This is a genomic window from Bacillus sp. FJAT-42315, assembly GCF_002797375.1.
Classification (GTDB): domain Bacteria; phylum Bacillota; class Bacilli; order Bacillales; family Domibacillaceae; genus Bacillus_CE.
The window spans coordinates 3389154-3415505 of the sequence record NZ_KZ454941.1 but is presented as its reverse complement, the minus strand read 5'-3'; the positions used below and the strand labels follow the sequence as shown (position 1 = coordinate 3415505).

General features: G+C 39.0%; 25 protein-coding genes. 15 read left to right on the top strand and 10 right to left on the bottom strand.

The features are described 5' to 3' along the window. Positions 1 to 79 precede the first annotated feature (79 nt). From CEF22_RS16700 to CEF22_RS16680, 5 genes are read left to right on the top strand one after another with little or no spacing between them, the layout of a single operon-like run. Positions 80 to 610 (top strand): DUF4178 domain-containing protein, encoded by a 531-nt coding sequence (locus CEF22_RS16700; RefSeq protein ID WP_332849178.1) that lies wholly within the window; start codon positions 80 to 82, stop codon positions 608 to 610. A 12-nt stretch (positions 611 to 622) separates the two neighbouring features. Next, positions 623 to 1294 carry a PspA/IM30 family protein gene (locus tag CEF22_RS16695; RefSeq protein ID WP_100403742.1) on the top strand — a complete coding sequence of 224 codons (672 nt, stop codon included), beginning with the start codon at positions 623 to 625 and terminating at the stop codon, positions 1292 to 1294. Between the two features lie 31 nt (positions 1295 to 1325). Then, positions 1326 to 1907, top strand: a complete 582-nt coding sequence (locus tag CEF22_RS16690) for a DUF4247 domain-containing protein (RefSeq protein WP_100403741.1) — start codon at positions 1326 to 1328, stop codon at positions 1905 to 1907. A gap of 28 nt (positions 1908 to 1935) precedes the next feature. Then, positions 1936 to 2331 (top strand): DUF350 domain-containing protein, encoded by a 396-nt coding sequence (locus CEF22_RS16685; protein ID WP_100403740.1) that lies wholly within the window; start codon positions 1936 to 1938, stop codon positions 2329 to 2331. A gap of 32 nt (positions 2332 to 2363) precedes the next feature. Beyond that, complete coding sequence (locus CEF22_RS16680) at positions 2364 to 3917, top strand: polyamine aminopropyltransferase (RefSeq protein ID WP_100404055.1); 1554 nt, start codon at positions 2364 to 2366, stop codon at positions 3915 to 3917. 41 nt (positions 3918 to 3958) lie between these two features. On the opposite strand, the gene CEF22_RS16675 is transcribed toward CEF22_RS16680, so the two are convergent. After that, positions 3959 to 5335: an FAD-binding oxidoreductase gene (locus CEF22_RS16675; protein ID WP_100404054.1), complete on the bottom strand. Its 1377-nt coding sequence runs from the start codon at positions 5333 to 5335 to the stop codon at positions 3959 to 3961. 136 nt (positions 5336 to 5471) lie between these two features. Further along, the gene (locus tag CEF22_RS16670) at positions 5472 to 5651 is read right to left on the bottom strand and encodes an SE1832 family protein (RefSeq protein ID WP_094836712.1); all 180 of its coding nucleotides are present in this window, start codon (positions 5649 to 5651) and stop codon (positions 5472 to 5474) included. A gap of 58 nt (positions 5652 to 5709) precedes the next feature. Between CEF22_RS16670 and CEF22_RS16665 the strand changes: the two genes are divergently transcribed. Then, complete coding sequence (locus CEF22_RS16665; RefSeq protein WP_100403739.1) at positions 5710 to 6768, top strand: NAD(P)H-dependent flavin oxidoreductase; 1059 nt, start codon at positions 5710 to 5712, stop codon at positions 6766 to 6768. Between the two features lie 344 nt (positions 6769 to 7112). Here the strand turns inward: CEF22_RS16665 and cls are convergent, their stop codons facing one another. Next, entirely contained in the window at positions 7113 to 8561 is a 1449-nt protein-coding gene (gene cls, locus CEF22_RS16660) for a cardiolipin synthase (protein WP_100404053.1), read from the bottom strand. A 206-nt stretch (positions 8562 to 8767) separates the two neighbouring features. Here cls and CEF22_RS16655 point away from each other — a divergent pair, with 206 nt between their 5' ends. Then, positions 8768 to 10156: an L-cystine transporter gene (locus tag CEF22_RS16655; protein WP_100403738.1), complete on the top strand. Its 1389-nt coding sequence runs from the start codon at positions 8768 to 8770 to the stop codon at positions 10154 to 10156. Positions 10157 to 10260: 104 nt separating this feature from the next. Then, positions 10261 to 10389 (top strand): Lmo0850 family protein, encoded by a 129-nt coding sequence (locus tag CEF22_RS18960; RefSeq protein ID WP_269799390.1) that lies wholly within the window; start codon positions 10261 to 10263, stop codon positions 10387 to 10389. A 65-nt stretch (positions 10390 to 10454) separates the two neighbouring features. Here the strand turns inward: CEF22_RS18960 and CEF22_RS16650 are convergent, their stop codons facing one another. The 6 genes from CEF22_RS16650 to mgtE form a co-directional block, all read right to left on the bottom strand. Next, entirely contained in the window at positions 10455 to 11030 is a 576-nt protein-coding gene (locus CEF22_RS16650) for a YqaA family protein (protein ID WP_100403737.1), read from the bottom strand. A 101-nt stretch (positions 11031 to 11131) separates the two neighbouring features. Next, entirely contained in the window at positions 11132 to 12277 is a 1146-nt protein-coding gene (locus CEF22_RS16645) for an MGDG synthase family glycosyltransferase (RefSeq protein WP_100403736.1), read from the bottom strand. 14 nt (positions 12278 to 12291) lie between these two features. Beyond that, on the bottom strand, positions 12292 to 12888 hold the full coding sequence (locus CEF22_RS16640) for a DedA family protein (protein WP_100403735.1): 597 nt from the start codon (positions 12886 to 12888) through the stop codon (positions 12292 to 12294). Between the two features lies 1 nt (position 12889). Beyond that, positions 12890 to 13603 (bottom strand): polysaccharide deacetylase family protein, encoded by a 714-nt coding sequence (locus CEF22_RS16635; RefSeq protein WP_100403734.1) that lies wholly within the window; start codon positions 13601 to 13603, stop codon positions 12890 to 12892. A 198-nt stretch (positions 13604 to 13801) separates the two neighbouring features. Beyond that, on the bottom strand, positions 13802 to 15163 hold the full coding sequence (locus tag CEF22_RS16630) for a hemolysin family protein (RefSeq protein ID WP_100403733.1): 1362 nt from the start codon (positions 15161 to 15163) through the stop codon (positions 13802 to 13804). 435 nt (positions 15164 to 15598) lie between these two features. Further along, positions 15599 to 16957 carry a magnesium transporter gene (gene mgtE / locus CEF22_RS16620; protein WP_095479549.1) on the bottom strand — a complete coding sequence of 453 codons (1359 nt, stop codon included), beginning with the start codon at positions 16955 to 16957 and terminating at the stop codon, positions 15599 to 15601. Positions 16958 to 17143: 186 nt separating this feature from the next. Between mgtE and CEF22_RS16615 the strand changes: the two genes are divergently transcribed. Beyond that, the gene (locus CEF22_RS16615) at positions 17144 to 17923 is read left to right on the top strand and encodes a hypothetical protein (RefSeq protein WP_232726150.1); all 780 of its coding nucleotides are present in this window, start codon (positions 17144 to 17146) and stop codon (positions 17921 to 17923) included. A gap of 48 nt (positions 17924 to 17971) precedes the next feature. On the opposite strand, the gene CEF22_RS16610 is transcribed toward CEF22_RS16615, so the two are convergent. Then, entirely contained in the window at positions 17972 to 19129 is a 1158-nt protein-coding gene (locus CEF22_RS16610; RefSeq protein ID WP_100403731.1) for a dicarboxylate/amino acid:cation symporter, read from the bottom strand. Positions 19130 to 19392: 263 nt separating this feature from the next. Between CEF22_RS16610 and CEF22_RS16605 the strand changes: the two genes are divergently transcribed. The 6 genes from CEF22_RS16605 (at position 19393) to CEF22_RS16580 (ending at position 26350) form a co-directional block, all read left to right on the top strand. Then, positions 19393 to 20448 carry a D-alanine--D-alanine ligase gene (locus CEF22_RS16605; RefSeq protein ID WP_100403730.1) on the top strand — a complete coding sequence of 352 codons (1056 nt, stop codon included), beginning with the start codon at positions 19393 to 19395 and terminating at the stop codon, positions 20446 to 20448. Positions 20449 to 20465: 17 nt separating this feature from the next. Then, entirely contained in the window at positions 20466 to 21845 is a 1380-nt protein-coding gene (locus CEF22_RS16600) for a UDP-N-acetylmuramoyl-tripeptide--D-alanyl-D-alanine ligase (protein ID WP_100403729.1), read from the top strand. Positions 21846 to 21950: 105 nt separating this feature from the next. Further along, complete coding sequence (locus CEF22_RS16595; protein WP_332849177.1) at positions 21951 to 22676, top strand: alpha/beta hydrolase; 726 nt, start codon at positions 21951 to 21953, stop codon at positions 22674 to 22676. A 118-nt stretch (positions 22677 to 22794) separates the two neighbouring features. Further along, on the top strand, positions 22795 to 24255 hold the full coding sequence (locus CEF22_RS16590) for a degradosome RNA helicase CshA (RefSeq protein ID WP_100403728.1): 1461 nt from the start codon (positions 22795 to 22797) through the stop codon (positions 24253 to 24255). Positions 24256 to 24471: 216 nt separating this feature from the next. Next, a complete protein-coding gene (locus tag CEF22_RS16585) occupies positions 24472 to 24888 on the top strand; it encodes a PH domain-containing protein (protein WP_442857377.1) in 417 nt (138 codons plus the stop codon). Further along, complete coding sequence (locus CEF22_RS16580; RefSeq protein WP_100403727.1) at positions 24881 to 26350, top strand: PH domain-containing protein; 1470 nt, start codon at positions 24881 to 24883, stop codon at positions 26348 to 26350. Before CEF22_RS16585 ends, CEF22_RS16580 begins: the two co-directional genes overlap by 8 nt. Positions 26351 to 26352: the final 2 nt, after the last annotated feature.

Genomic DNA, 26352 nt, shown 5'->3' with positions numbered 1-26352 from the left:
ACCTTTTTTGTGATCCTCCGTATATCAAAGGTGAGCTGATTAAGTCAGTTAGTTTCCAGATACTTGGAGAGAGCATTCATTGAGGAAAGGTAAGGTGATCGATCTGGGGTTATTTGACCGGTTATTTAACAGAGGAAAAGTAGAGGCAAAGGTAGAAAAACGGACCGTGTTGAACTTGCAAGTTGGTGACATTGTTACGTATAATTTGCAGGATTTTCAGGTGGTTGGCAAATTGCATTACGATGATCACGGCTATACATGGGATGCTTATCAATTACAAGGGGACAGAAAAGCGGTTTGGTTAAGTGTGGAGCTTGACGATGAACTAGAGCTTGGCATATATGAAACAGTGCAGCTACCGTTAGAAGTACCAATCCCGAAAGAAGTGACTTATGATGGTCGGCAGTATAGGTTAGAAGAGAATGGGCAGGCTTACGTGAAGGGTGAAGGCAGAAGTCAAAATGTTCATGGCAAAGAAGTGAAATATTATGATTTTGAAGATGCTTCTGAGGAACATTTCTTGTCTGTTGAGATATGGGGCAGTGAAGTTGAAGTAAGCTATGGTTATGCTATTGAAGAATATGAAGTCAAAATTTTAGCAGGAAGCTAAGGAGGAGCAAGCATGTTTCAATTTTTTAAACGAGTGAAAACGTATGTAGGTTCTGAATTAAATGCTGCACTTGATAAAGCGGAAGATCCAGTAAAGATGCTTGATCAGTTTATGCGTGAAATGGAAGCGGATATTCGTGAAGCAGAAACAGCTGTCGCTAAGCAAATTGCTAATGAGAAAATGTTAAAGAAGAAATTTGATGATGCTTCGCAAATGGCTGAAAAGCGCCAGCAGCAAGCGATTGAGGCATTAGAAGCAGGAAATGAAGATCTTGCTCGTCGGGCTCTAGAAGATAAAAAAGTTCATGAAGGTCAAGCAGAATCAATGCGTACAGCCTATGAGCAAGCGTCCAGTGATGCCAAGGTATTAAGAGAGAAGCTAGATGAGATGAAGCAGGAATATCAAGAAATGAAAGTGAAGAAGGATACGCTAAAAGCACGGGCAGAATCAGCGAAAACAAGAACAAAAATGAATCGGACGATGTCTTCTATCGGTAGTGATGAATCGCGCCGTGGATTTGAGCGTATGGAAGAAAAAGTGATGCAATATGAAGCGGAAGCGGAGACGTCTGAAGATTTGCGTTCTTCTTCACGAAGTCTCGATGATGAGCTAAAGGCGTTAAAATCTAATAGTGCCGTTGACGATGAATTAGCTGCTTTAAAGAAAAAATTAGGGAAAGAATAATTTCTTTCCCGTTTTTATTGGAGTGTTTCTCATGAAGAAGCGAATGTTTTTACTCACTGTTTTATTCGCTGCTCTGATCGGTGTACTTTCCGGTTGTGGGAATAGCAATGTGGAAGAGTATATTTCTGAGCAGTATCCACTAATTGATGTCGTTCAAAGTCCGTCTTCTGAAAATGATAATTCTTATATTTATCAAGCTGAGAATCAGTCTGTGCCAGAAGTGGCGGAAGAGCTGATTGGAGTGGAACAGCCAGAGGAGATAGGAGAATACGTAAATGATAAACAAGTTCTTATTTATGACAATCATTTAATCATTTTAACGAAAGACCCTAATAATGATGCCAATAGTTTGATCGAAGTTGCTACAGAAGGGTTTGTTAGAGATTATTACCGACCAGGATTTTTTCAAGGAATGCTCATCGGTCATGTGCTGACGGATATGTTCGGGAAGAATTGGGATAACAAGCAACGCAATCGCTGTGGTCCGAATAGGAACGAAGACTGTTATGAGAGTTATGGCTCATCGGGTGCTGGTTATTATGGAAGCTGGGGTTCTGGCTCATCTGGACGTGGCGCAACTTTTCGAGGTGGCGGTCCTGGAGAAGGGAAATAATGATACTATTTAGTAAAGGGGAAGAACAATGAATCCGTTTTTATTAACATTTCTTTACTTTGCCATTGCCATTGCTGTGGTCGTTGTGGGCTTAGTTCTGTTTGAAATGCTGACGAGAAAATATAAAGATTGGGAAGAGATTCGAGAAGGAAATGCTGCTGTAGCTCTGTCGATCGGTGGAAAAATTGTGGGGATTTGTATCATTTTAATGTTCTCCATTTTTCATAATGACACGATTATGGAAACCGTTATTTGGGGAGCGTATGGGGTTGTTTTGCAAATGGTCGCGTATATACTATTCGATTTGTTTACGCGAGGCTTTTCTGTAGAAGAACAGCTGAAGGAACGTAATATTGCTGTGGGATTGATCTCCTTCAGTGTGTCAATTGGCGTAGCTTGCGTCGTTGGTGCTTCGATTAGTTAATGACAACAAGAGGCAATGAAAAGGTGAAAGAAATGGTTGATGAACAACGATTGAACCAGAGCAACAGTATTTATTGGGCTTCTGGAATTGTATCGATTTGCGGCATTATTTTTGAAGTGTTATTTGGGGCTCTCGGCTCGTACATTTTAGGAGATGGAGTTAAACAGTATACCCTGACGATCTCGCTTTTTTTAACCGGTATGGGAATAGGTGCTTTTATTAGTGAGCGGATTACTAAAAGGCTCGTCTTATCATTCATTTGGATTGAATATAGCATTGGATTGATCGGTGGCTTTTCTGCTTTTTTGCTGTTTGGCGTAACGGCTTATTTACCGGAGGGAACGGATGCGCTCTTTCTTTATGGAGTTACCCTCATTGTCGGGACATTGACAGGGGTAGAGTTGCCCGTATTAATTCGTAAGGCGAATGAGATTGGCGTGGCTCTACATAAAAGTACGGCAAAGGTATTGTTTTCTGATTATGCTGGCGGGTTGATTGGTGGACTATTGTTTTTATTCCTCCTTCGACCTTACTTTGGACTGGTGAAAACAGCTTTTATTGTAGCCGCTATTAATATTATGATGGCGCTTTGGATCGCTGTTAAGTTTCGCCATGAATTGATGAAGTATCGCTTGCATCTTGGAGCAGGTATCGTATTTCTCATCGTCATTGTGGCGGGTATATTATTTGGAGAAGAAGCGGCGTTTCATTTTGAGCAGAAATTATATAAAGATCCTATTATTTATTCAGAGCAAACAACGTATCAGCAAATTGTGTTAACGAGAGAGGAAGGAGACACGAGGCTATATTTAGATGGGCAGCTCCAATTTAGCTCGGCGGATGAGCATCGCTATCATGAAACACTGATTCACCCTACAATGGCAGCTTCTCAACAAAAGAAGCGAGTTTTAGTTCTTGGCGGTGGGGATGGTCTAGCGGTTAGGGAGCTACTAAAGTATAAAGAAGTGTCAGAGATTACGCTCGTTGATCTCGATCCACAAGTCGTGAAGTTGGCTACGACGAATCATTTTTTAGTCGATTTGAATGAAGGTTCACTGGAGAATGAAAAAATGTCCATCGTTCATCAAGATGCGTTCCGATTTATGGAGCAAGCAAACGGCTTTTATGATGTGATAATTGTCGATTTACCAGATCCAAACAATGAAGCGTTAAATAAGTTGTATACGATGGAGTTTTATTCTTTGTTGCGTAATCATTTGTCGCCTGATGGCGCGATGATGGTGCAGGCTACTAGCCCGGTATTTGCTCCGGAAGTGTACTGGACAATTGACCGAACGATAGCTGCTACCGGATTACAAACGGAAAATCTACATGTAGATATCTCAAGCTTTGGTGGCTGGGGGTTTGTGCTTGCTTCTCGACAGTCGATTGATTTAAAAAAGCTGGAGATTGAAAGTGACACCCGCTATTTAACAACAGATTTACTACCAGCATTGAGTCAGTTTGGAAAAGATGAAGATGCACAAATAGAAGATAAGGATGGAAAGGTTAAGCAAATAGAACCTAATACATTAATTCGTCCGAACTTAATAGAAGTATACGAAAAATCTTGGAGATATTATTAATTTGAAAGGGGCTAGCTCTATAGGAAGCAGCCCCTTTCAAATTAATTGTTTGTTTTCATAGGAAGTAGTTTCCCAGGATTTAAGATATGGTTCGGGTCGAGCATATTTTTGATGCCAGCCATAATCGATAAGGCTTCACCATGTTCTTGCTGCTGGTATTTCATTTTTCCGATGCCGACGCCATGCTCACCCGTGCAGCTTCCACCAAGAGAAAGGGCAAACTCAACAATTTCCTCATTTAACAAATGAGTTTTCGTGACTTGTTCCTCTATTTCTGGGTTAAATAACGTAAGCGTATGGAAATTGCCATCGCCGATATGCCCAAGGACCGCTCCATCCAATCCATGATCGTTAATGCGAGTTCGAGCGTATTCCACCATTTCTGGCAGTTTAGAAATCGGTACGCATACATCTGTTCCGATTGTTTTCATTTTCGGGTCACTATGTCGGAATGCATAAGAAAGATCATGTCGTGCTTTCCACAGCTGTGTTCTTTTTAAACTATCTTTTTCAAAAATAAATTCTTCGCAATCTTGCTCTTCACACAGCGCTTGCACAAATTCAGCGTCTGCGTGATTGCCTGCTTCATTGCCGTGAAATTCAAGGAACAAGGAAGGTGTTTCTCTAAAGTTGGTGTCACTATAATGATTCACTTGAGCGATAGAACGAGCATCAACGAGTTCCATACGAGCAATTGGAATTCCTGCTCTTAAAACCGATACAGCCGCTTCTACACATTGCTTTACAGAAGAAAAGCAAGCGCGAGCCGCCATAATTGACTCTGGAATCCCATGTAACTTTAATGTGATTTCAGTGAAAAGCCCAAGTGTCCCCTCCGAACCTGCAAATAAACTATTTAAATGGTAGCCGGAGGATGATTTTTTCGCGAGACTACCTGTATGTAAAATACGTCCATCCGCTAGAACGACTTCTAAGTCTAAAATTTGATCCTTCATAACCCCGTAGCGGACAGCTTGCGTTCCACTTGCATTTGTCGCTGTCATTCCACCAATGGTAGCATCAGCCCCAGGATCAACCGGAAAAAATAGCCCATGCTTCTTTAGTTCTTGATTTAATTGCAATCGGGTAATGCCAGGTTGCACTTTCACAATTAAATCTTCTGCTCGTAACTCGATGATGCGATTCATTTGAGAGAAGTCGACGGAAATCCCCTTATGAATAGGAATGGCGTGTCCTTCAAGACTTGATCCAACACCAAACGGAACGACCGGTATTTTCTTTTCATTAGCATAAATAAGCAAGTTTTGTACGTCTTTCTTTGAGGTCGGGAAAAAGACAATATCGGGAAGAACGGGATTAAAGTAAGATTCATCCTTACTATGATGTTCTAAAATCGTTTCATTGATTGAAACCTTTTCTTTACCAAATCGCGCTAATAGCTCTTTATAAATATCCATAAACATCCCACAATTCCTTTCTGTTTCTATCTACAGAATATTGTATACAACTTTTTTCTTAGATTCTATGGATATTGGATAATTTACCCTTATGTATTTCAAAAAAGTCAAAATTATTTTAAAATAGAAGAAAGGGTTAAGCTAGTTTTGACAGCTTGTCATTTAGTTCTTTTAGTTGTTGTTCCATATGGACGAGTTGTTCTTCGGCTTTAGAAATTCCTTGTCCGGTTGACTCCAATTTTTCAATATCACCTTGGACTCGGATATAATCCATTTTCAATTCAGCAATTTTATACTCAAGTTCTGATTTAGTCATTGGTCTTGCTCCTTTTATGTTTTTTATATTTTAGTATATCAGATAAGGAGGTTTTTAAATGTTTGGTTTAACTAATGCTCGATTCGTATGGCAAGCACCGATGGCGGGTGTCACGACTCCTGAACTAGTGGCCGCTGTTTCAAATGCAAGTGGTCTTGGAAATATCGGGGCCGGCTATTTATCAGGGGAGCAGACAGAGCAATTTATTCAGCAAGTGAAAAAGCTAACGGTTGCCCCTTTTGGCATCAACCTTTTCGTGCCGGAAGCAGTGGAGGATGCTTCTGAAAAAATAACATATGCTCAAAATGTGCTCGCATCGTATCGACAAGAACTAGGGATGGAGCCGGATACATTAGAAACGGTTACGGTCCAATCGTCTTATTTAGAACAGCTTGAAGTGGTATTAAAAGAAAAAGTACCGATTTGTTCTTTTACTTTTGGCTTACCGGAAGAAGAGGTTATTCAGCAATTGAAGGCAAACGGAACGATGGTTATCGGAACGGCGACTACGGTAGATGAGGCAATCGCTGTAGAGCGGGCAGGGATGGATGCGGTCGTTGTTCAAGGAAGTGAAGCGGGTGGACATCGGGGAAGCTTTCAAGAGCCAGAACGTTTAATCGGCCTGATGGCGCTTTTGCCCCAAGTCGTTCAGGAGGTGCGAATTCCAGTGATTGCAGCAGGCGGAATGATGAACGGTCAAGGAGTAGCAGCTGCTCTTTGTCTCGGTGCCTCAGCCGTACAAATGGGGACTGCTTTTTTAGTAACAGAAGAGAGTGGTGCTCACCCACTTCATAAAGAAGCGATTGTGACAGCCAATGAAAAAGATGTTGTACTGACAAAAGCCTTTTCCGGAAAATCGGCAAGAGGAATCGCCAATCGCTTTTTGAACGAGATGCAAGAGCATGAAGCTGAATTGCCTCCTTATCCACTGCAAAATGCTCTTACCGCCGGAATCCGAAAGCAAGCAGCGAAGCTCAATAAAGTGGATTATTTGTCACTGTGGTCGGGACAAAGTCCGCGTTTAAGTAAACGCCAGACAGCGGGGGATTTAATAAGGTTAATAGAAAAAGAAGTAGAGGAAACATTACAAGCAAGTATGGAGAAATTAAAGAGATAAATATAAAAAGGATCAACTGTCTCATCAGTTGATCCTTTTATATGTTTAAGAAAATTGAATAAACTCAAAGGCTAAATTTAAAAAGAAAATAGTGTGAATAGCGGCGAAGATTACTCCTTGTTTAGTTAGTTTTTTCATTAGTAAGCGATCCATAACCATCACCTCATTAGTAATTTGTAAACTTATTATATAATATCGTCACAGAAAATTCAAAATATTTTTAATGAATTGTCACATTTTTTTGACTGTTACATAGATCAACTAAAAAAAGGATGAAATCAGTCGTCCTCTCACAAGTGTTTGCGAGATATAAAAAGAAGGCATCCTGAATGGACACCTTCTTCTTACAATATCGGCGAAAGCAATCTAGAGACTGATTCTTTGAATTTAATGACAGTTGAGCGATTCTGATATTTTTCTTCAGTTAATTCAAAAGATAACTCCATGTCTTCTTCAAAAATTTGAGCTAATTTTTTACCGGTCTCATAATCATAAATGAACGCATTGACTTCGAAATTAAGTTTGAAGCTGCGGACGTCAATATTAGCTGTACCAACAGAACTTAGCTTTTCGTCAACGACAATCGTTTTGGCGTGAATAAAGCCATTATCATAAATATAAATTTTGGCTCCTGCTTTAATGAGTTCACCTACGTTGGAATAGGTTGCCCAATAAACGAACATATGGTCAGGTTTGTTTGGGATCATAATTCGAACGTCGACTCCGCAAAGAGCAGCAATTCTTAGGGCATCAAGCAAGCTTGCATCCGGGATAAAATAAGGTGATTGAATATAAATCGATTTTTTAGCTGAAGACACCATTTTAATATAGCCGCTTTTAATTTGTTCCCACTCAGAGTCAGGACCGCTCGTAACAATTTGCATAGAGATATCTTTATGGCTAGGTTTGTGCGGGAAGAAATGTTCTGAGTAGTCAATGCGGTGATCGATAGACGCTTGATTCCAATCTAAAATAAAACGTGTTTGAATGGAATGCACAGCTGTTCCTTCGATTCGCAAATGGGTGTCGCGCCAATAGCCGAATTTAGGGTCTAATCCTAAATATTCATCGCCGACGTTAAAGCCGCCCACATAGCCAATCTTTCCGTCAATAATGACGAGTTTTCGGTGATTTCGATAATTTAGGCGTAAATTAATTAATGGAAGGCGAGAAGGGAAGAAGACCTCAACTAACCCACCAGCCTCCATTAACTCTTTGAAATGTTTTTTGCGGACGCCGCGGGAGCCCATTTCATCATAGAGGATTCTCACTTCGACTCCTTGTTTCGCTTTTTCTGTTAATAACTTAATAATTTCAGAACCGAGATTGTCGAGTCGTAAAATATAATATTGCAAATGAATATGATCGGTTGCTTGCCGCATATCATTTAATAGAGAATTAAACTTTTCTCTGCCATCTGTATAGATAGTTAAGTCATTATCTTCTGTTAAAATCGCATCGTTATTTCGTAAAAACATTGATACTAAATCTTCATTTTCTGCAGTGTGCGGATTCCGAAAATCGAATTGTCCAAGATGAATATCTTCCATCTGTTTCTTAATCGTTGCATCAATACCGATTTTCTTTTTATCATCCCAATCAAACAGTCGCTGTCTGCTTAAATTCTGTCCAAAAATTAAATACAGAATAAATCCGAGTATAGGTATGAAAAATAATACCATTAGCCATGCCCATGTAGCAGATGCGTCTTTTCTTTCTAAAAAAATAACGACAGAAGACAAGGCGATATTTAACAACAACAGAGCGGTCGCGAGCCAACCCCATACATCCATGTCCATAAATTGTATCCACCTTTTTGTAGTAAATTTTACTGTAGGGCCTTGCCCATCATAACATATATTATTTTACCAATTCGTAAACAATTTTACTATCTACTAAAAAATAAGATTAGATTGAAACATCTTTTTGAACAAAACCCACTTGACTTATAGGGATTAGTGGTATAATCTTTTCGATAGACAAAAGGAGGAAGAGGATAATGGATTCAACCTTGATTATTTTAAATGTAGCCGCTCTACTGGTGCTAGTAGGCGTTTTATATGTCATGCAAAAAAAGCATATATCATTTTCTAAACGAGTGTTCACTGCGTTAGGGCTTGGAATTGCCCTTGGTTTCATCTTACAGCTTTTATACGGCTTAGAATCGAAGGTGCTACTTCAATCGACAGAGTGGTTTAGCATTATTGGAACTGGCTATGTGAAGCTACTTCAAATGGTCGTCATGCCGCTTGTGTTTATTTCCATTGTTGCTGCTTTTACAAAGCTGACGATCACGAAGAATCTAGGCAAAATTGCCATGCTTATTATTGGACTTTTAATTGGAACAACAGCTGTGTCGGCTGCAGTTGGAATTGCGACTTCCTTAGGCTTTGGCTTAGAAGCTGTGCAAATTGAAGGTGGCGAGGCGGAACAAGCTCGCGGCCAAGAAATTGAACAGAAATATACAGAGATTGAAGGGCAGACATTCCCACAAAAAATTGTGGAATTAATACCTGCCAATCCATTCCTTGATTTCACAGGTCAAAGAGGGACATCGACGATCGCTGTAGTGATTTTCGCCGCTTTTGTTGGCATGGCCTACTTAGGAGTAAAAAGAAAAGAGCCGGAGCAAGCCGATTTCTTTAAAAAAATCATCGATGCTCTGTATAGCATCGTCATGCGAATTGTGACGATCGTTCTCCGATTAACACCTTATGGAATTTTGGCGATTATGGCTAAAACGGTGGCGACGAGTAATTTCTCGGAAATTGCTAAGCTCGGAGAATTTGTGCTTGCTTCGTATGTTGCGTTAGCTATCGTCTTTTTGATTCATTTAATGATTTTAGCTCTTGTCGGATTAAATCCAATTACTTATGTAAGAAAGGTATTCCCTGTGTTGACATTTGCTTTTACTTCGCGCTCGAGTGCAGGAACGTTGCCTTTAAATATTCAAGCGCAGAAAAAAGCATTGGGTGTGCCAGAAGGGATTGCTAACTTCGCAGGGTCATTTGGATTATCGATTGGTCAAAATGGCTGTGCCGGCGTATATCCAGCGATGCTTGCGGTGATGATTGCACCAACTGTAGGTATTGATCCACTTTCGCCATCCTTTATCGCAACGTTGATTGTTGTTGTTGCGATTAGCTCATTTGGCGTAGCTGGTGTAGGTGGGGGAGCGACATTTGCTGCTATTCTTGTTCTATCGACGATGAATCTTCCTGTTGCTTTAGCTGGGCTATTGATTTCCGTCGAGCCGCTTATTGACATGGCACGTACAGCTGTCAATGTTAGCGGAAGTATGACAGCGGGTGTCGTGACGAGCCGCGTAACAAAAGAGTTAGATAGAGATGTATATAATCAACAACAAGATGAAGCCATTTATAATTAACAAAAAAAGCCGGTTCGCCGGCTTTTTTTTTATATAAAAAATTGAAACCATTTTTTATATAAAACGTAAAAAAGGGAATGATAAGTTTGAAGGAGTGTGAAAAAATGAAGAATAATCAACGAATGTTAAAAATAATTGAGCGTCTATCTTTATTAGGAGTGAAAGTATCTAAAACGAAATCTCGTATTGAAGTATATAATTCTTTAAAAGAAGCCATTTGTGTAAAGCCATAAATGCTGACGTGTGAGCTACCTAAAACAAAAAGACTCACCCTTGAAGGCAAGGATGAGGTGATTGCTTATTGTTTCTTTTTTTGAATCAATCGGTAAATAAAGTAGCCCACTATAATGAGAAGACCTCCTGCACCTGTTAAGAGGGCAAAGTTTTCTTCAATAAATGGCTTTGCTTGATCTCCAAGCCAAAAAATAATCATCCCTTCAAGGAAGAAACGGAGACCACGACCTACAAACGACCAGATGACGAGCACATTTAGTGGAATTCTAGCAGCGCCTGAAAAGATCGTAAATACTTTAAATGGAATAGGAGTAAAGCCCGCAATTAAAATAGCAAGTGCTCCATATTTTTCGAAGTAGTTTTCTACTTTAACGATCGTTTCTTCAGAAATAAATACTTTCAAAATAGGGCGGCCGAGCTTGCGACCGATGACCCAGCCAAGAATCGCTCCAAGAACGGAAGCAATAGTAGTGTATAAAGCGAATAATGGAGCGCGGTCGGGATCAGCCATAGCTAATGGTAGCAATAACACATCTGGTGGGATTGGAAAGAAGGATGATTCTGTAAAAGCCACAACAATTAATCCCCAGACGCCATATTCTAATAGCCACATCTCCAACTGATGAATCAAATCAGACATATTGAGAGAAATCTCCTTTAATTTTTAAAATTCACTAAGTGAAATTATAGCATCATTTGCATAAGCAAACTAGCAAGGAGTACTGAAATAGAAAATCAGCCCTACATCGGGGCTGATTTTTTATAGGAGTGAATAAATGGATGATTCTGCTTCTCCATGATACTTATGAGACAGTTGTTGATGCTATCTTCTTTCTCTTGGTGATATTGAAGCAAACGCTTCATCCATTTGCTTTGTTCCACCTTATTATTAAGCACCTGACTCAATTGCTGTTCAATAGCTTGATGTACATTTAGTTCATAAATCAAATGTTTATTCTTTAAATATTGAATATTGATTTCCTCTTGCCCAGGCAAGGCACTTAAAATAAATACTGGTAATGACTTTTCAAGTACTTCTGTGATGGTGATGCCTCCGGGCTTTGTAATAATCGCCGCAGCCTCATCATAATAACGATTCATTTGTTGACGACAGCTTGTATAGGCAATAGGTTCAATTTGATCATGATCTAATGATAAGATCCAATCATATAGCTTATTATTATTCCCACATAAAACTTTATAATGATATTGATTGTGCTCCCTGACGAGTTGATTCAATAATGTTTTCAAATTCCCGAGACCACTGTTTCCTCCAGCAATGAGAATGTATTGCTTTTCGCATTGTTCCTTATGTTGATAAAAAGAGGGGTGTACAGGAATACCGGTGACGAATACTTGCTCTGCCTTCAAGCAGCATTGCTCAACAAGCTGTTTTTTTGCTTCTTGATGAGGAACAAAATGATAATCAATATATGTTTTCCCCCATACATCATTGATGAAAAAATCAGTGTATACATTGACAACAGGAGTGCTGATTTTTCCTTGTTGCTTCAAATCATTTAATAGCTTAGAAGGATAGCAATGTGTACAAATAATCAGATCAGGGTTCTCTTCTTTAATAAAATTCTCTAGTCTCCATTTAAAATATTTATTCCATAAGGCAATAGGAGACCAATGCGTTGGCTTCTGCTTATTACTATACATAAACGAGTGATAAAACCGACTATAGGAGGTTGGTTGCTTGCTAATCCATTTCAAGTAGAAATTTGAAATAATGGATTCAAGTCCACTATGAAAGTGACTTAACAGATCGACAGTTTGTACTTCCGTCTGTCTTGTAATCGCTTTAGAGTGATCAATAATGGCTTCAGCCGCTTTATGGTGCCCAGAAGGCATGCGAAATAAGGGAAGCAATAAAATCTTCATAAAGTAGAACTCCTTTAGCGCTGAGTATAATTCGAATTTCTTTTCGATTTGAACGATTTGATCATTAGTTGAATCATAAATCCGATGAAGAAAACAGCTCCTGCTATTGTTAAATATACAGGGTGAATATCGATATAAGAACTAATAACAAAACCGATGAGCATATAAATCAATACCCAAATCAACGAGCCGAAAACAGAAATGATGGTAAAAAATAAAAATGGGAATTTTGAGATTCCTGCAAAATATGGATTGAACTGGCGGATACCAGGGATAAAAAATCCAACGGCAAGCGAATTTTTCATGTCCCAATGAAGGATGAATTTTTTCACTCTTCCATTGCTCATTCCTAAATATTTCCCATAGCGATCAAGGAGAGGCTTGCCGATTTTACGTCCAAGAAAATAGCTTGAGATCATGCCGACGAATGCTCCACACGAAATAGATAGCCAAGCAGGGATAAAGGCAATTCCGCCATGTTTAGCTAATAGACCGATATAAACAAATAAGCTCTCTTCTGGTACAGGTATTCCGACAATTCCGAAAAAACCGACAATAAATAGTAGGATATAGCCATACTGAGATAAATAATCGAGTATTTGTGTTTCCATTTTACCCCTCGCTTTTAGCTGTCGTTTGAAGAATGACAGGAATAGTCACAAATTGATAGTCTTTAGATGCAGGATCTGACAGAAAAAGCTTTAGTGCTTCGATCGTATTCGCTGGTGCATGTAAATCGGCACCTAATGTCGTACCGCTGTCATGGAGAGTGATAATCGCTCCACTTGAACAAGCCGACTGAATACGTTTAGCGAGTGTTTGCGGTGATACCTTTTTCTTCCAATCTCCAGGGATCGACGTCCACATAATCGTTTGTAACGGCTTTGAAGCAGGTAGAGACAATAAATTAAAGTGTCCCCAAGGTGGACGGTAATAGCGAGGTGTTTCTCCCGTAATCGCTTCGACCGTCTTTGTTGCTTTCCTTAACTGCTTGTGAAATAGAAAGGGAGGAAGCAGCCAATTGGAAAGGTGAATATCGTTATGTATACCAACAGTATGCCCGCGTTGATGCATATTTTGAATGATTTCTGGATAAGCCCGAGCTTTGGTTCCGACTACGAAAAAGGTAGCCTTCACTTCGTACTGATCTAGTAGATCTAAAAGCATGGGTGTATATATAGGGTCTGGCCCGTCATCAAAGGTTAAGGCAATCATCTTATGTCCCTTGCCACGTTGATGAATACCTGTACCTGTTAGACGAATAAATAAAGTCGGTCCAACTGCATAGATGAATAGAAGGACAACAAGATAAGCTACTACAATCATTTGATTACTCCATTTCTTTCATGATGAAAGTTAAAGAAAAATTTTATTTCCTGCTTATTAAATCATAGAGAAAAAAGAATCACAAGAAAAAATAAGTGATTTTTTGGAAGGGATTTGAAGGAAAAGATCGTCTAGTTTCTTGAGGTGATCAAAAAAAAGAAAGCATGTGATCGAAATGTCACATGCTTTCTTTTTTGTCTAAGATAATGCTTTGGATTCCGCCAATGGAAGAGAAGGTTGTTTCGTAAGCGAATCTTGATTCACTTGTGGCTTTTTTCGTACTTCTACGTATTTAATTTGACGATCTTCCATTTCTTTAATAAGGAATAAATAACCGTTGTATTCAATGATATCGCCTTGAGTAGCTTCGTAATTTTCAGTTAGAACCCATCCACCAATCGTATCGATATCTTCATCTTTCATATCGAGGTTGAGAAGGTTATTTATTTCAGAAATGAGCACTTTTCCATCAATGATGAAATGAGAATCAGTGATTTTTTGGATGAGAGGGATTTCATCGAGATCGAATTCATCTTGAATTTCTCCAACAATTTCTTCAAGAATGTCTTCGATCGTCACTAAACCAGATGTTCCTCCATACTCATCCATTAAGATCGCCATATGGATTCTTTCTTTTTGTAGTTTAACAAGTAGTTCGTGAATAGGGATGGAGTCAATTACTCGAATGGTTGGTCGTACATATTGTTCTAATTGAAGTTTCCCTGTCTCTTTGTTTTTCACATAATTCGTCAATACTTCTTTAAAGTTGATTAGACCAATAATGTGATCTTTATCTCCGTCTATGATCGGATAGCGAGTAAACCGCTCTTCACAAACGACATCAATCAAAGAATTGATCGTTTCATCCTTTGAAAGAGTGACCATTTCTGTGCGTGGAACCATGATTTCTTTTGCAATTCGATCGTCGAATTCAAAAATTTTATTGACGTATTTAAATTCAGAAGGATTAATTTCTCCACTTTTTAAGCTTTCTGATAAAATGATGCGCAATTCCTCTTCAGAGTGAGCCATGTCATTTTCTGAAACAGGTTTTAAGCCGAATAGGCCAGTGATGACACGGGCGGAACTATTAAGCGTCCAAATAAAGGGATACATCGCTTTGTAAAAAAAGATCAATGGTTGTGCCACAATTAATGTCATGTCTTCCGCTTTTTGGATCGCTAACGTTTTCGGAGCTAGTTCGCCAACGACGACATGAAGAAAAGTAATGATCGTAAAGGCTGCTCCAACAGAAATTACATGAGAGAGTGAATTTGGGATATTTAGCAGTTCCATAAGTGGATATAGGAGATCAGCAATAGCAGGCTCTCCAATCCAGCCAAGGGCTAAAGCGGTGATTGTAATGCCGAGCTGACAAGCAGATAAATATTCATCAAGCCCCATGATCACTTTTTTAGCGGTCATGGCTCGTGGGTGTCCTTCTTCGATTAGCTGGTTAATACGGGAGCTGCGAACTTTGACAATAGCGAACTCAGAAACAACAAAAAACGCAGTTAAAGCAATAAGGATGACGACGAGCACCAGGTTAAATATGTCCAAATAAATTCCTCATCCCATTTAAATAATGGGAAAGGAGTCACCTCCTGTGAAATAAAGTTACCTGATTGCGAAATCAATCTTCATTTATTTTCCCTCTGTTCTTTGTTAAGAAGAGAAGGATTATGGGAGAAGTTATGTTGAACGATCACTGTCCCATCGAATCACCCCTTATCACTCATCAGTTTGATTCTCTTTATTATATTAAAGACAGATTATTCAGTCAAATGGGTGATGTTACATTATATGACCGCTTTTATCCCGCATTAACGGGTTGTAAGACCCCCACCTCAACATGGCAGAAAGAGCGAAGGTGTGTAGGTGGAGGATCAACAGCCCGTAAACGCCCGATCGGTTCAACTAACAATCAGTGGGAGATAAAGAAAACTCCCACTGATTGAAGTTTCACTTTATGTTGATATGTTGTGAGCAAGCTTGTCACATTAAATGTTGCAAAAACCATGAAGCGATCGTGAAATAAATAATTAACGATAAAATATCATTAATCGTCGTGATTAGTGGACCAGATGCTACTGCAGGATCGATATTTAATTTGTATAGGATCAAAGGAATCACTGTCCCTGCAAGTGTTCCGATAATTAACGTAAGTAATAAGGAAGAACCGACAACGATTCCTAGAACGGCACTACCTTGCCAAATAAGAGCAATAAAGAAGATAAGTACACTACAAATCGTTCCGATAATTAAACCAACCCCAAACTCCCTAGCAACAAGACTTAATACCGTTTTCATATCAATGTCACGTGAAGCAAGTCCACGCACAACAACCGCAAGTGATTGGGTTCCAGTATTTCCTGTCATTCCGGCAATCATCGGCATGAAAAAAGTGAGAGCGACGACTTTTTGTAACGTTTCTTCGTATCCGGAAATAATACTGCCCGATACAAGACCGATAAATAAAAGCAAGATAAGCCATGGAAGACGGCGGAAAGCAGCTACTACGGCCTTTGTATCGAAATCAATCGATTTACCTGAGGCGGATAGCTTTTCAATGTCCTCGTTCGCTTCTTGAATAACTACGTCGAGAATATCATCGAATGTCACAATACCGACTAAAACGCCTTCTTCATCAACGACTGGAATAGCGAGAAAGTCATAGCGTTCAATCAGTCGAGCAATTTCCTCTTGGTCTGTGTAGACAGAAACAGAAATGACGCGAGCATACATAATGTCTTGAACTTTTTCATCAATATCTGCGATTAATAAGTCACGGTAAGAGACAACGCCAACCAGTTTATTTTGATTATTAGTTACATATAGGTAGTTGATCGTTTCAGCGTATTCAGCAAAAGATTTTAGTTTGTCCACCGCTTCACGAACGGTGAAAGAATCCTTAATCCACACAAAGCGGTTCGTCATTAATCGACCAGCTGTTTCAGGTGGATAAGTCATCATATTTTCAATGATCGTTGACTCTTCTTTTTTCATTCCTGCAAGAAATGTTTTAATATTTTCTGGAGACATATCATCTAGTAAGGAAGCGAGGTCATCATTGTCCATGTCATCTAAAACTTTTCGAGACCGCTCTTTCCCTACTTTCTTTAATACAGCCATTTGATCATCGTTGTCTAACTCCTGAATCATATCAGTCAATACTGGTATGCTCAGTTGTAATAAGAAACGAGTTTGATGCTTGTCAGGTAAATTTGTATATATCGTTGCCATGTCATACGGGTGCAATTCATCTAATAACTTTTGTAACTCGGTTTTTTTTCCATCTTTCAAGGCTTTGATGATCAGCAAAGTCATTTGATCTTCAGTTAAGTTGTGCATCATATGTATCCCCTCCTTGGTGAGAACAGCAAATCCGTATCTATTATAAAACGAAAATGTAAAAAAAGTGAAAAATAATATGAAAATAATCTGATTTTTGGATACGTGTTTTCGATTTAATTTGCTAAAATAGGTAGTATAACAAAATGATGCGGGAAACGTCATGTAATTTGGGATGATGTGGAGGTAATGGTATATATGAAAAGCCACGGGAATATGAAAGAATTGATCTATGTTCACTTAAATACATCGCATCAGTATACAATTTCTTATGGGATTGATTTTATTGAGTTTGCGCGTAGTCTTCCGAGAGAGCTAAATCATCTTCTCCTCTTAAAGCATCGCTTTGATGGAGCGGACTTTAATATGCACTCGAGATTTGATTTTGTAGAGACGGAAGATGTAAGCAAGCTGTTAAAAGAACCGATTGCGGAGTATGGTGATTTTTGCTGGATGGACTTTGAAGAGATGGACGGATTGAATGAGCTAGAGGGGCAAGAAATTGCTGAATTGCTTTATTTAAGTCATTGCAAACATCATTTGCGAGTTCCATTTTACAGTAAGTTAGACAATCGGTATGTGTATCTTTCTCATGATGATGAGTGGTTTAATAAAACATATTATCGCAATATGTCTGATTTTTATTTCATGCTAGGTCGAGCTATTTCTTTAAAATTAGGCCATTTTAGAAGTGAACGCTCTTTCTTTACATTAAGAAAAGGTACTCCGTTTCCTCCCATCCCGAAAGAAATGATTGCTTCCTTTGGAGATAAAATGAAAGAAGGAATGGTCATATCTTTAGCAAAGACGATTCAGAGTCGGACGAGAATAGATATTCCTGTGTGGGTTGTTGGAGACTACATTAATATGGATGAGATGTTTGACGATTATAAGGTTAATTTTCGAAACGAGCCGGATGGTCATTTCGAATTTGATAAAAAGGCGCATGAGTGGAGTGTTTATTTCTAAGCTAAAATCCCCGGATCAATAATAGTATCCGGGGATTTTTTTATATTGCTATTCAGTTTTATTGAATTTGTCAACGATTGCAGTGATGGCACCATCTCCAGTGACGTTACAAGCTGTGCCGAAACTATCTTGAGCAAGATAAAGGGCAATCATTAGAGAGATCATCGTTGCATCAAAGCCGAGCATTGTGCCCATTAATCCAGTTGCTGCCATGACAGCTCCACCAGGAACACCAGGAGCAGCAACCATTGTGATACCAAGCATTAAAATATACGGTAGCATATTCTCAAGTGTGTACATTTGGTCATGGATAAGCATAACAGCCATTGTACAACTCACTAATGTAATGGTACTTCCAGATAAATGAATAGTCGCTAACAATGGAACAGAAAAATCTGCTATCCGCTCTTTGACTCCCAACTGTTTAGAGCGTTCAAGTGTGACAGGTATAGTCGCTGCAGAAGACTGCGTTCCTAGTGCTGTAAAATAAGCAGGCGCCATTGTTTTGACCATCTTAAATGGATTTTGCTTTCTTAATGAACCAGCGATTGAATATTGAACGAATAAATAAATAATGTGCAGAATAATGATCATCATAAATACTTTTGCAAAGACGCTCATAATCGCACTCACTTGTCCGCCTTGAGTCATGTTAGCAAAGATCCCAAAAATATGAATAGGCAATAGCGGGATAATTACTTTTGCAATGACTAATTCAATAATAGAACGAAATTCATTTAGTGCATTTTCTAGTGTTTGAGCTTTTACTGCGGCTATGCCAATTCCGAGTAAAAAGGCAATGACAAGAGCTGTCATAATGTCCATGATTGGTGGCATTTCTACGATGAAGTAAGTTTCTAATAATGCTTTTGAAGGGTCATCAAATGCCTCTGAAGCTTGATTAGCTAAAATAATTGGATAAATAGTTTTAGCAGTGAAAAAAGCGAGTAATCCAGCACCGACAGCAGAAAAATAAGCAATTGCTGTTGTCATGCCTAATAACTTTCCAGCCCCTTTACCGAGTGCACTGATTCCAGGTGCGATGAATCCAATAATAATTAGGGGAATGACAAACCCTAAGAAATTCCCAAATAAACTATTAAATGTAGCAAACACTCTTATTAACCACTCAGGAGCTAAGGTGCCTGTAATAATACCTACCGCAATCGCTAAAATGATTTGAGGTAGTAGACCGAAGCGTTTCATGTTGTGTCCTCCCGAAGAATACAATTGTTTTTCATAAGTGGATTATACATGTATTTCTGAAAAAAGTTAATAGGGGAAATATATAAAAGATAATTCAGAAAAATACTGCTCATCCTTGTGAATTTGGAGGTTTTTACATGAACGTAAGGGTGATGGAAAAATTATAGATAGAGTAGTAGTAGGGAATTATTGTTTTTCTTTAATGAAAGCATGGTAAAATAGACAATAAGGAAGTTCTTTTATATATTGATCAGGAGGTTATTATGAGAACAAAACTATGTTTATTATATGGGGGCAAATCAGCTGAACATCAAGTGTCGTTACATACGGCAAAGGCGGTCATCGGTGCCCTAGATTTAAATAAATTTGATATTTATCCAATATATATTACGATTGACGGCACTTGGGTTGAGGGAGAAAAGTTAACAGCTCCAGTTGAGGATATTTCCGCTTTGCAATTTTCTAAAGGGGAAACATCTGCTGTCGTGTTAGATAGTCTTTCATCTGGAAAGTATGATGTAATCTTCCCGCTTTTACACGGACCAAATGGAGAAGATGGAACGATCCAAGGCTTGTTAGAAACGATGAACCTTCCTTATGTTGGAAATGGTGTATTGTCATCTTCTGCAGGAATGGATAAAGTCATTATGAAAAATATCTTTGCACAAGCGGGACTCCCACAAGTTAATTATGTATGGTTTATTCGCAAAGTGTGGCAGGAAAATAAAGAAGCTGCTTATGAGCAAGTAGAGCAGGAGCTTGGTTATCCGTGTTTTGTGAAGCCAGCTAATTTAGGATCGAGTGTCGGGATTAGTAAATGTACCAACCGTCAGGAACTTGATCAAGCATTTGAAGAGGCATTTCAATTTGATCGCAAAATCATTATCGAAGAAGGTGTCATTGCTCGCGAAGTGGAAGTTGGTGTGCTTGGCAATGATGATCCTCGATGCTCAGTCATCGGAGAAATTGTACCGAAAAAAGATTTCTATGATTATAAAGCAAAATATGAAGATGGGAATACCGCTTTAATCATTCCTGCTGAAATGCCAGAAGATATTCAAAAACAAATGAAGGAGATGGCGATTACTTCCTTCCGTTCTTTGGATGGTTCTGGTCTTGTTAGGGCAGACTTTTTCTTAAAGGAGAATGGGGAACTACTCATCAATGAGGTGAACACTATGCCAGGTTTTACTCCGTTTAGTATGTTCCCACTTCTGTGGAAACATACAGGAGTTGAATACCCTCAGCTTATTGAGAAATTAATTGAACTTGCTATGGAACGCCATGCAGAGAAACAACAAATTAAATATACTTTTTAAAGGTGGATATTCATTTCATGATTCGAAAGACCATAGAACAACTGTTAAATATGATGAAGGTAGAGAATGATCCGGCGCTTTTTAAAGACCGGGTAGTTGAAGGGGTGGCAATTGACTCACGAAAAGCAGTCAACGGCCAATTATTTGTACCGTTCAAGGGAGAGCACACAGACGGTCATAAATATGTTAGGCAAGCAATTGAACAAGGAGCGGGTGCAGCCTTGTGGCAAAAGGATGTGCCTAATCCACCCGAGGATTTACCGATTCTTATTGTTGAGGATACGCTAGTTGCACTTCAGCAGTTAGCCAAAGCTTACCGTAATGAACTAGAGCTTAAAGTAGTCGGTATTACAGGAAGCAATGGGAAAACAACAACAAAGGATATGATCACAAGCCTTTTATCATTAAAATATAAAGTGCAAAAAACAGAAGGTAATTACAACAATCATATTGGTCTTCCTTTAACGATTTTATCTTTAAGTCACGAAACTGAAATCGCTGTGCTAGAGATGGGAATGAGCAGTAAAGGTGAAATTGAATTATTAACGAAGATCGCTTCCCCGGATGTCGCTGTGATTACAAATATCGGTGAATCTCATTTACAAGATCTTGGTTCAAGAGAAGCCATTGCTGAGGCGAAGTTGGAAATCGTAAGTGGCTTATCGGAAAAGGGATGTCTCATTTACTACGGTGATGAGCCGTTGCTAAAAGATGCTATAGACAATATGGAGACTCTTCAGACGAAAACATTCGGTTTTGAAGAAAGCAATGATTTATATCCATTAACAGTCGAAGCGTTACAAACAGGTAATCGCTTTACAGTCAACGTAGCTCCAGGCAGTGAGTTTGTTTTGCCGGTCCTTGGTCGTCATAATGTATCCAACGTGATGGCTGCGATGCTTGTTGCTCACGAGATGGGCATCAATTATAAAGATATGAAAGCAGGCTTACAGTCTGTAGAATTAACAAAGATGCGGATGGAGTGGGTTGAAGGAGTTCGTGGGATAAAGCTTATTAATGATACGTATAATGCCAGCCCGACTTCCATGAAAGCTGCTATTGAACTAACTGCACAAATGCCAGGATTTGATAAGAAAATATTAGTTCTCGGTGATATGCTAGAGCTTGGTTTAGATGAAGAGCTTTTCCACTATCAAGTTGGTCAAACGATTGATGGAGAAACGATTAATTATCTCTTCACGTTTGGACGATTAGGTCAATTCATTGCTGCTGGTGCGAAAAATTCTCTCGGTGAAGACCGTATTTTCGCTTTTACTGATAAACGAGAGTTAATTGCGAAATTATCATCAATTGTTACAGGTGGGGAGTTAATTACAGTCAAGGCATCAAGAGGAATGAAGCTAGAGGAAGTTGTTCACGCTTTAGCGAGTGAGTGAACTAAAAAACATCGAGGTGCGAAAATTCCCTCGATGTTTTTCATTCATTTGAACAGAGAATCATTACACGAATAAGAGAGAATCAGTTAACCACACTAATGATGAATGAATCAAAAAATAGGTGAAAATATGATTGGTTGTTTATGTATTCATGGCTTTACAGGTTCTCCTTACGAAGTAGAACCACTCGCTAATTACTTAAAAGAGAAGACCGATTGGAAAATAGTTGTACCTACTTTGCCGGGGCATGGAGAAACGCTCAGTTTAAAAGGTGTGACTTATGGGCAGTGGCTTGAGTATGCAGAGAAAGAATTGCAACTACTTTTATCACAGTGTGAGGAAGTATACGTTGTTGGTTTTTCTATGGGTGGACTGATCTCAGTATACTTAGCAGAAAAATATCCGGTAGAAAAACTTATATTATTAAGTGCAGCTGCTAAATATATTAATGCAGGCCAATTGGTTATGGATATACGAGAAATGCTAAAGGATGCTAAAAATGGACAGTTGTTCGCAAATGAGCTTTTTTCACGCTATAAACATAAGCTGTTGTCTACACCGTTGTCAGCCACGCGACAGTTTAGAAAAATGGTAAAGCAAGTCACACCGCTTATTGAAAAAATTAATGTGCCTACCTTCATCGCACAAGGTCTTGCAGATGGAATCGTCCCTCCAAAAAGTGCGGATTTCATTTATCGAAAGATTTCTTCCGAAGACAAAGAGGTTTATTACTCTAAAACAGCTAAGCACCATATTTGTCATACAGGTGATAAGGAAGAATTGTTTAATAAGATCTTTACTTTTTTAAATAGAAGTAGTAAAGTTATTTAAATATCCATTGAAATTGATTAATGCAGATGGTATGATAACAATAACTTTTACTCTTCTCATGTCATGAAGAGTATTTTTTGTGTGATACGGTAGCTGAAATAGAAGGAGAAGAAAACTATTGACGAAATTTAAAGATTTAAATTTAAGTGAAGCCACTTTAAAAGCTATTGATAAAATGGGATTTGAGGAAGCAACACCGATCCAAGCAGCAACGATTCCAGTCGGACTTGAAGGTAGAGATATTATCGGTCAGGCCCAAACAGGTACAGGTAAAACGACAGCTTTTGGTATTCCGATGATTGAAAAGATTGATATGCATGACCATTCGATTCAAGGATTAATTATTGCTCCTACACGAGAATTAGCGATTCAAGTTTCTGAAGAGCTATATAAGATCGGTGGAGGCAAGCGCGTAGGTATTTTAGCTGTATATGGTGGGCAGGATATTCAGCGTCAAATTCGTGCGTTGAAAAAGCGTCCACACATCATTGTAGGTACACCTGGACGGATTCTAGACCATATTAACCGCAAGACGTTAAAGTTAGATCAATTGCAAACTCTTGTATTAGATGAAGCAGATGAAATGTTGAATATGGGCTTCATTCAGGATATTGAAGCTATTCTTTCTCACGTGCCGACTGAACGTCAAACCTTGTTGTTCTCGGCAACAATGCCTAAGCAAATCCGTGCGATAGCTGAAAGATTTATGAATGAGCCTGAAACAATTCGTGTGAAAATGAAAGAAATGACGGTTTCAAACATTGATCAATACTTTGTGAAAGTACAGCAACGTGATAAATTCGACGTGCTATCTCGTCTAATTGATGTTCACTCTCCGGAACTTGCGATTATTTTCGGCAGAACGAAACGTCGTGTAGATGAATTAGCGAATGCTTTAAGTCTTCGTGGCTATCAAGCAGAAGGTATTCATGGTGATTTAAGCCAAGCGAAGCGTTTAACTGTTTTGAAACGTTTTAAAGAAGGAAAAATTGATGTTCTTGTAGCTACAGACGTAGCGGCTCGTGGCTTAGATATTTCCGGTGTTACGCATGTATACAACTACGATATTCCTCAAGATCCAGAAAGCTATGTTCACCGTATTGGTCGTACAGGCCGCGCTGGAAAAGAAGGAATGGCTGTTACTTTCGTTGAACCGAGAGAAATGAGCTATTTGAAAGAAGTAGAAAGAACAACGAAGAAGCGCATGACACCAATGACAGCTCCTACTTGGGATGACGCAATGATCGGTCAACAGCGTGCTGCTGTAACTGAATTGGAAGAAAGTGTAGCTAAAAATGATCTTTCTGAATATAAATCATTTGCGAAAGAGCTTCTTGATCAATATGATGCGGAGCAGTTAGTAGCTGCAGCGCTTAAATTGATTACGAAAGAGCCAGATCGTACACCTGTACGTATTACAAGTGAAGCATCTCTTCCTCAAAAAAGAGATAACTTCCGTTCGAAAAATTCGAACTCCAGAAAATCTGGCGGTAATCGTCAAGGGAACCGTTCATCTAGCAACAACCGTTCTTACAATAGAGACCGTAAAAATACAAGAAGAAAATTTTCTTCTCAATAATAATTGATAAAAAAGCACAGGATGTTCCTGTGCTTTTTTACCATAAATGAAACTTTTTTTCGAATACATACGTTAATGAATATAAAGTGAAGCTTCAATCAATGGAGCGTGAAAACCCGTTAATACGGGATAAACAAAAAAGGTCGTGAGTGATAGATGGTAGAGCCTAGAAAGAGAATTTCAAAAAAAGCTCTGACAGTATGGAGAATATCAGGGATGATCAGTACATTGATTGTTTGGTTGTTGTTGATTGGAGGTGGCGTGTTTGTTTTTATGAACGACGGGCCACTATGGGTGATCGGCGTATTAATTTTAGCGGGAGTGTTAATGCTTTTTCTTTTCGTTTATCTCCTGCCGAAGTTACGTTGGAACCGTTGGCGATATGAGGTGAGGGAGCAAGAAATTGAATTGCAACATGGAGTGATGATCACGCGCCGAACGTTAATTCCGATGATTCGTGTGCAGCACGTTGATACAGAACAAGGGCCTGTTTTAAGAAAATATGGCTTAGCAGGTATTAAAATTTCAACAGCGGCAACCGTTCATGAAATTCCTGCTGTTGAGATGGAGGAAGCAGAAGAGATGCGGAAGATGATTTCTAATTTAGCAAGGGTGGCGACAGAAGATGTCTGAGCCGAAACGACTTCATCCGATTGCTGCAGTCTCGAATGTTTTCAAGGAATTAAAAAATCTTATTTTGCCACTTGTTCTCGTTTTCTTTGTGAATAATAAACCGAAAGTTGAATTTTGGGACTATCTCCCGATGATCGGGATGGGCGTATTAATTTTATTTTTATTGGTAAGTGGAGTAGTGAAATGGCTACGTTTTGCTTATTGGGTAGAAGAAGGAGAATTAAGAATTGAATACGGTCTTTTCGTCAAAAAGAAGCGTTACATACCGATTGAGCGCATTCAAAGTCTAGATATCTCAGAGGGGATTCTGCAGCAGATGTTTGGTCTAGTGAAGTTGACGATCGAAACAGCCGGCTCTAGTGATCCAACAAAGTCTGAAGCAGAGTTAACAGCTATTACGAAAGAAGAGGCCACAGCCCTGAAAGAGATGATCAGTCGTGAGAAACATAGATCAAATGCTGAAATAGAACAACAAGAAGAAACGGAAGAAGTGCAAGAAACCACTAAAGTGGTATATAAAGCAAAGTTATCAGAGCTATTACTGTTAGCGGCTACTTCAGGTGGTGTAGGGGTTGTCATTTCCGCTGTCGTTGCTTTTTTATCTCAGTTTGATGAACTGATTCCTTATGAAAAAGTATTTGAAGAGGCTTCTCGCTTTATTGAATATGGAGTGTTTTTCATTTCTATTGTTGTATTTGTCGTTTTGTTTATTGCCTGGGTCATTTCCGTTATTTTAACTTTATTGAAGTACCAAGATTTTACGTTAGAAATGAATGATGAACATATTGTCATTCAAAGAGGATTGCTTGAAAAACGGCAAATCACGATTCCTTTTAGTCGCATTCAAGGGATTACAATTGTGGAAAACCCACTTCGTCAGCTTGCTGGATATTGTTCTGTTCAGCTTGAAAGTGCTGGAGGAGCAGCGCCTGCTGAAGAAAGCGCTAGCATCATTTTGCTTCCGATGATTAAGAAAGAGTCCGCCATTTATTTATTGAAGGATATTTTTCCAAACTATTCTTTCTCTGATCAGTTTTGTCCAGCTCCGAAAAAAGCTAGAGGAAGATATGTCTTAAGAAAAAGCTATTATGTCATATTGCCGATTATAGGAGTAAGCTGGTATTTCTGGCCGAATGGTTTATGGTCTAGTGCGCTAGTGTTGCTTGCTGTCGCTTATGGGATGAGTTGCTATCGAGCGGCAGGATGGCTATTGACGGAAGATCAGTTAACGATCCGGTATCGACGTTTGAACAGATGTACGGTCATGATGAAGAAAGCGTACATTCAGTCAGTGAGTCTCACGCAAACACCTTGGCAAAAAAAGAAGGAGTTAGTCTCTTTTTCTGCGGTGATCAAAAGTGGAGCAGTAGGCAAAAAGTCGAAGATGATCGATGCGTCCATAGCTGATGCACATAGTGTGTATCAATGGTATAAAAGGGACGACAAAAATAAATGTGGGTGAAG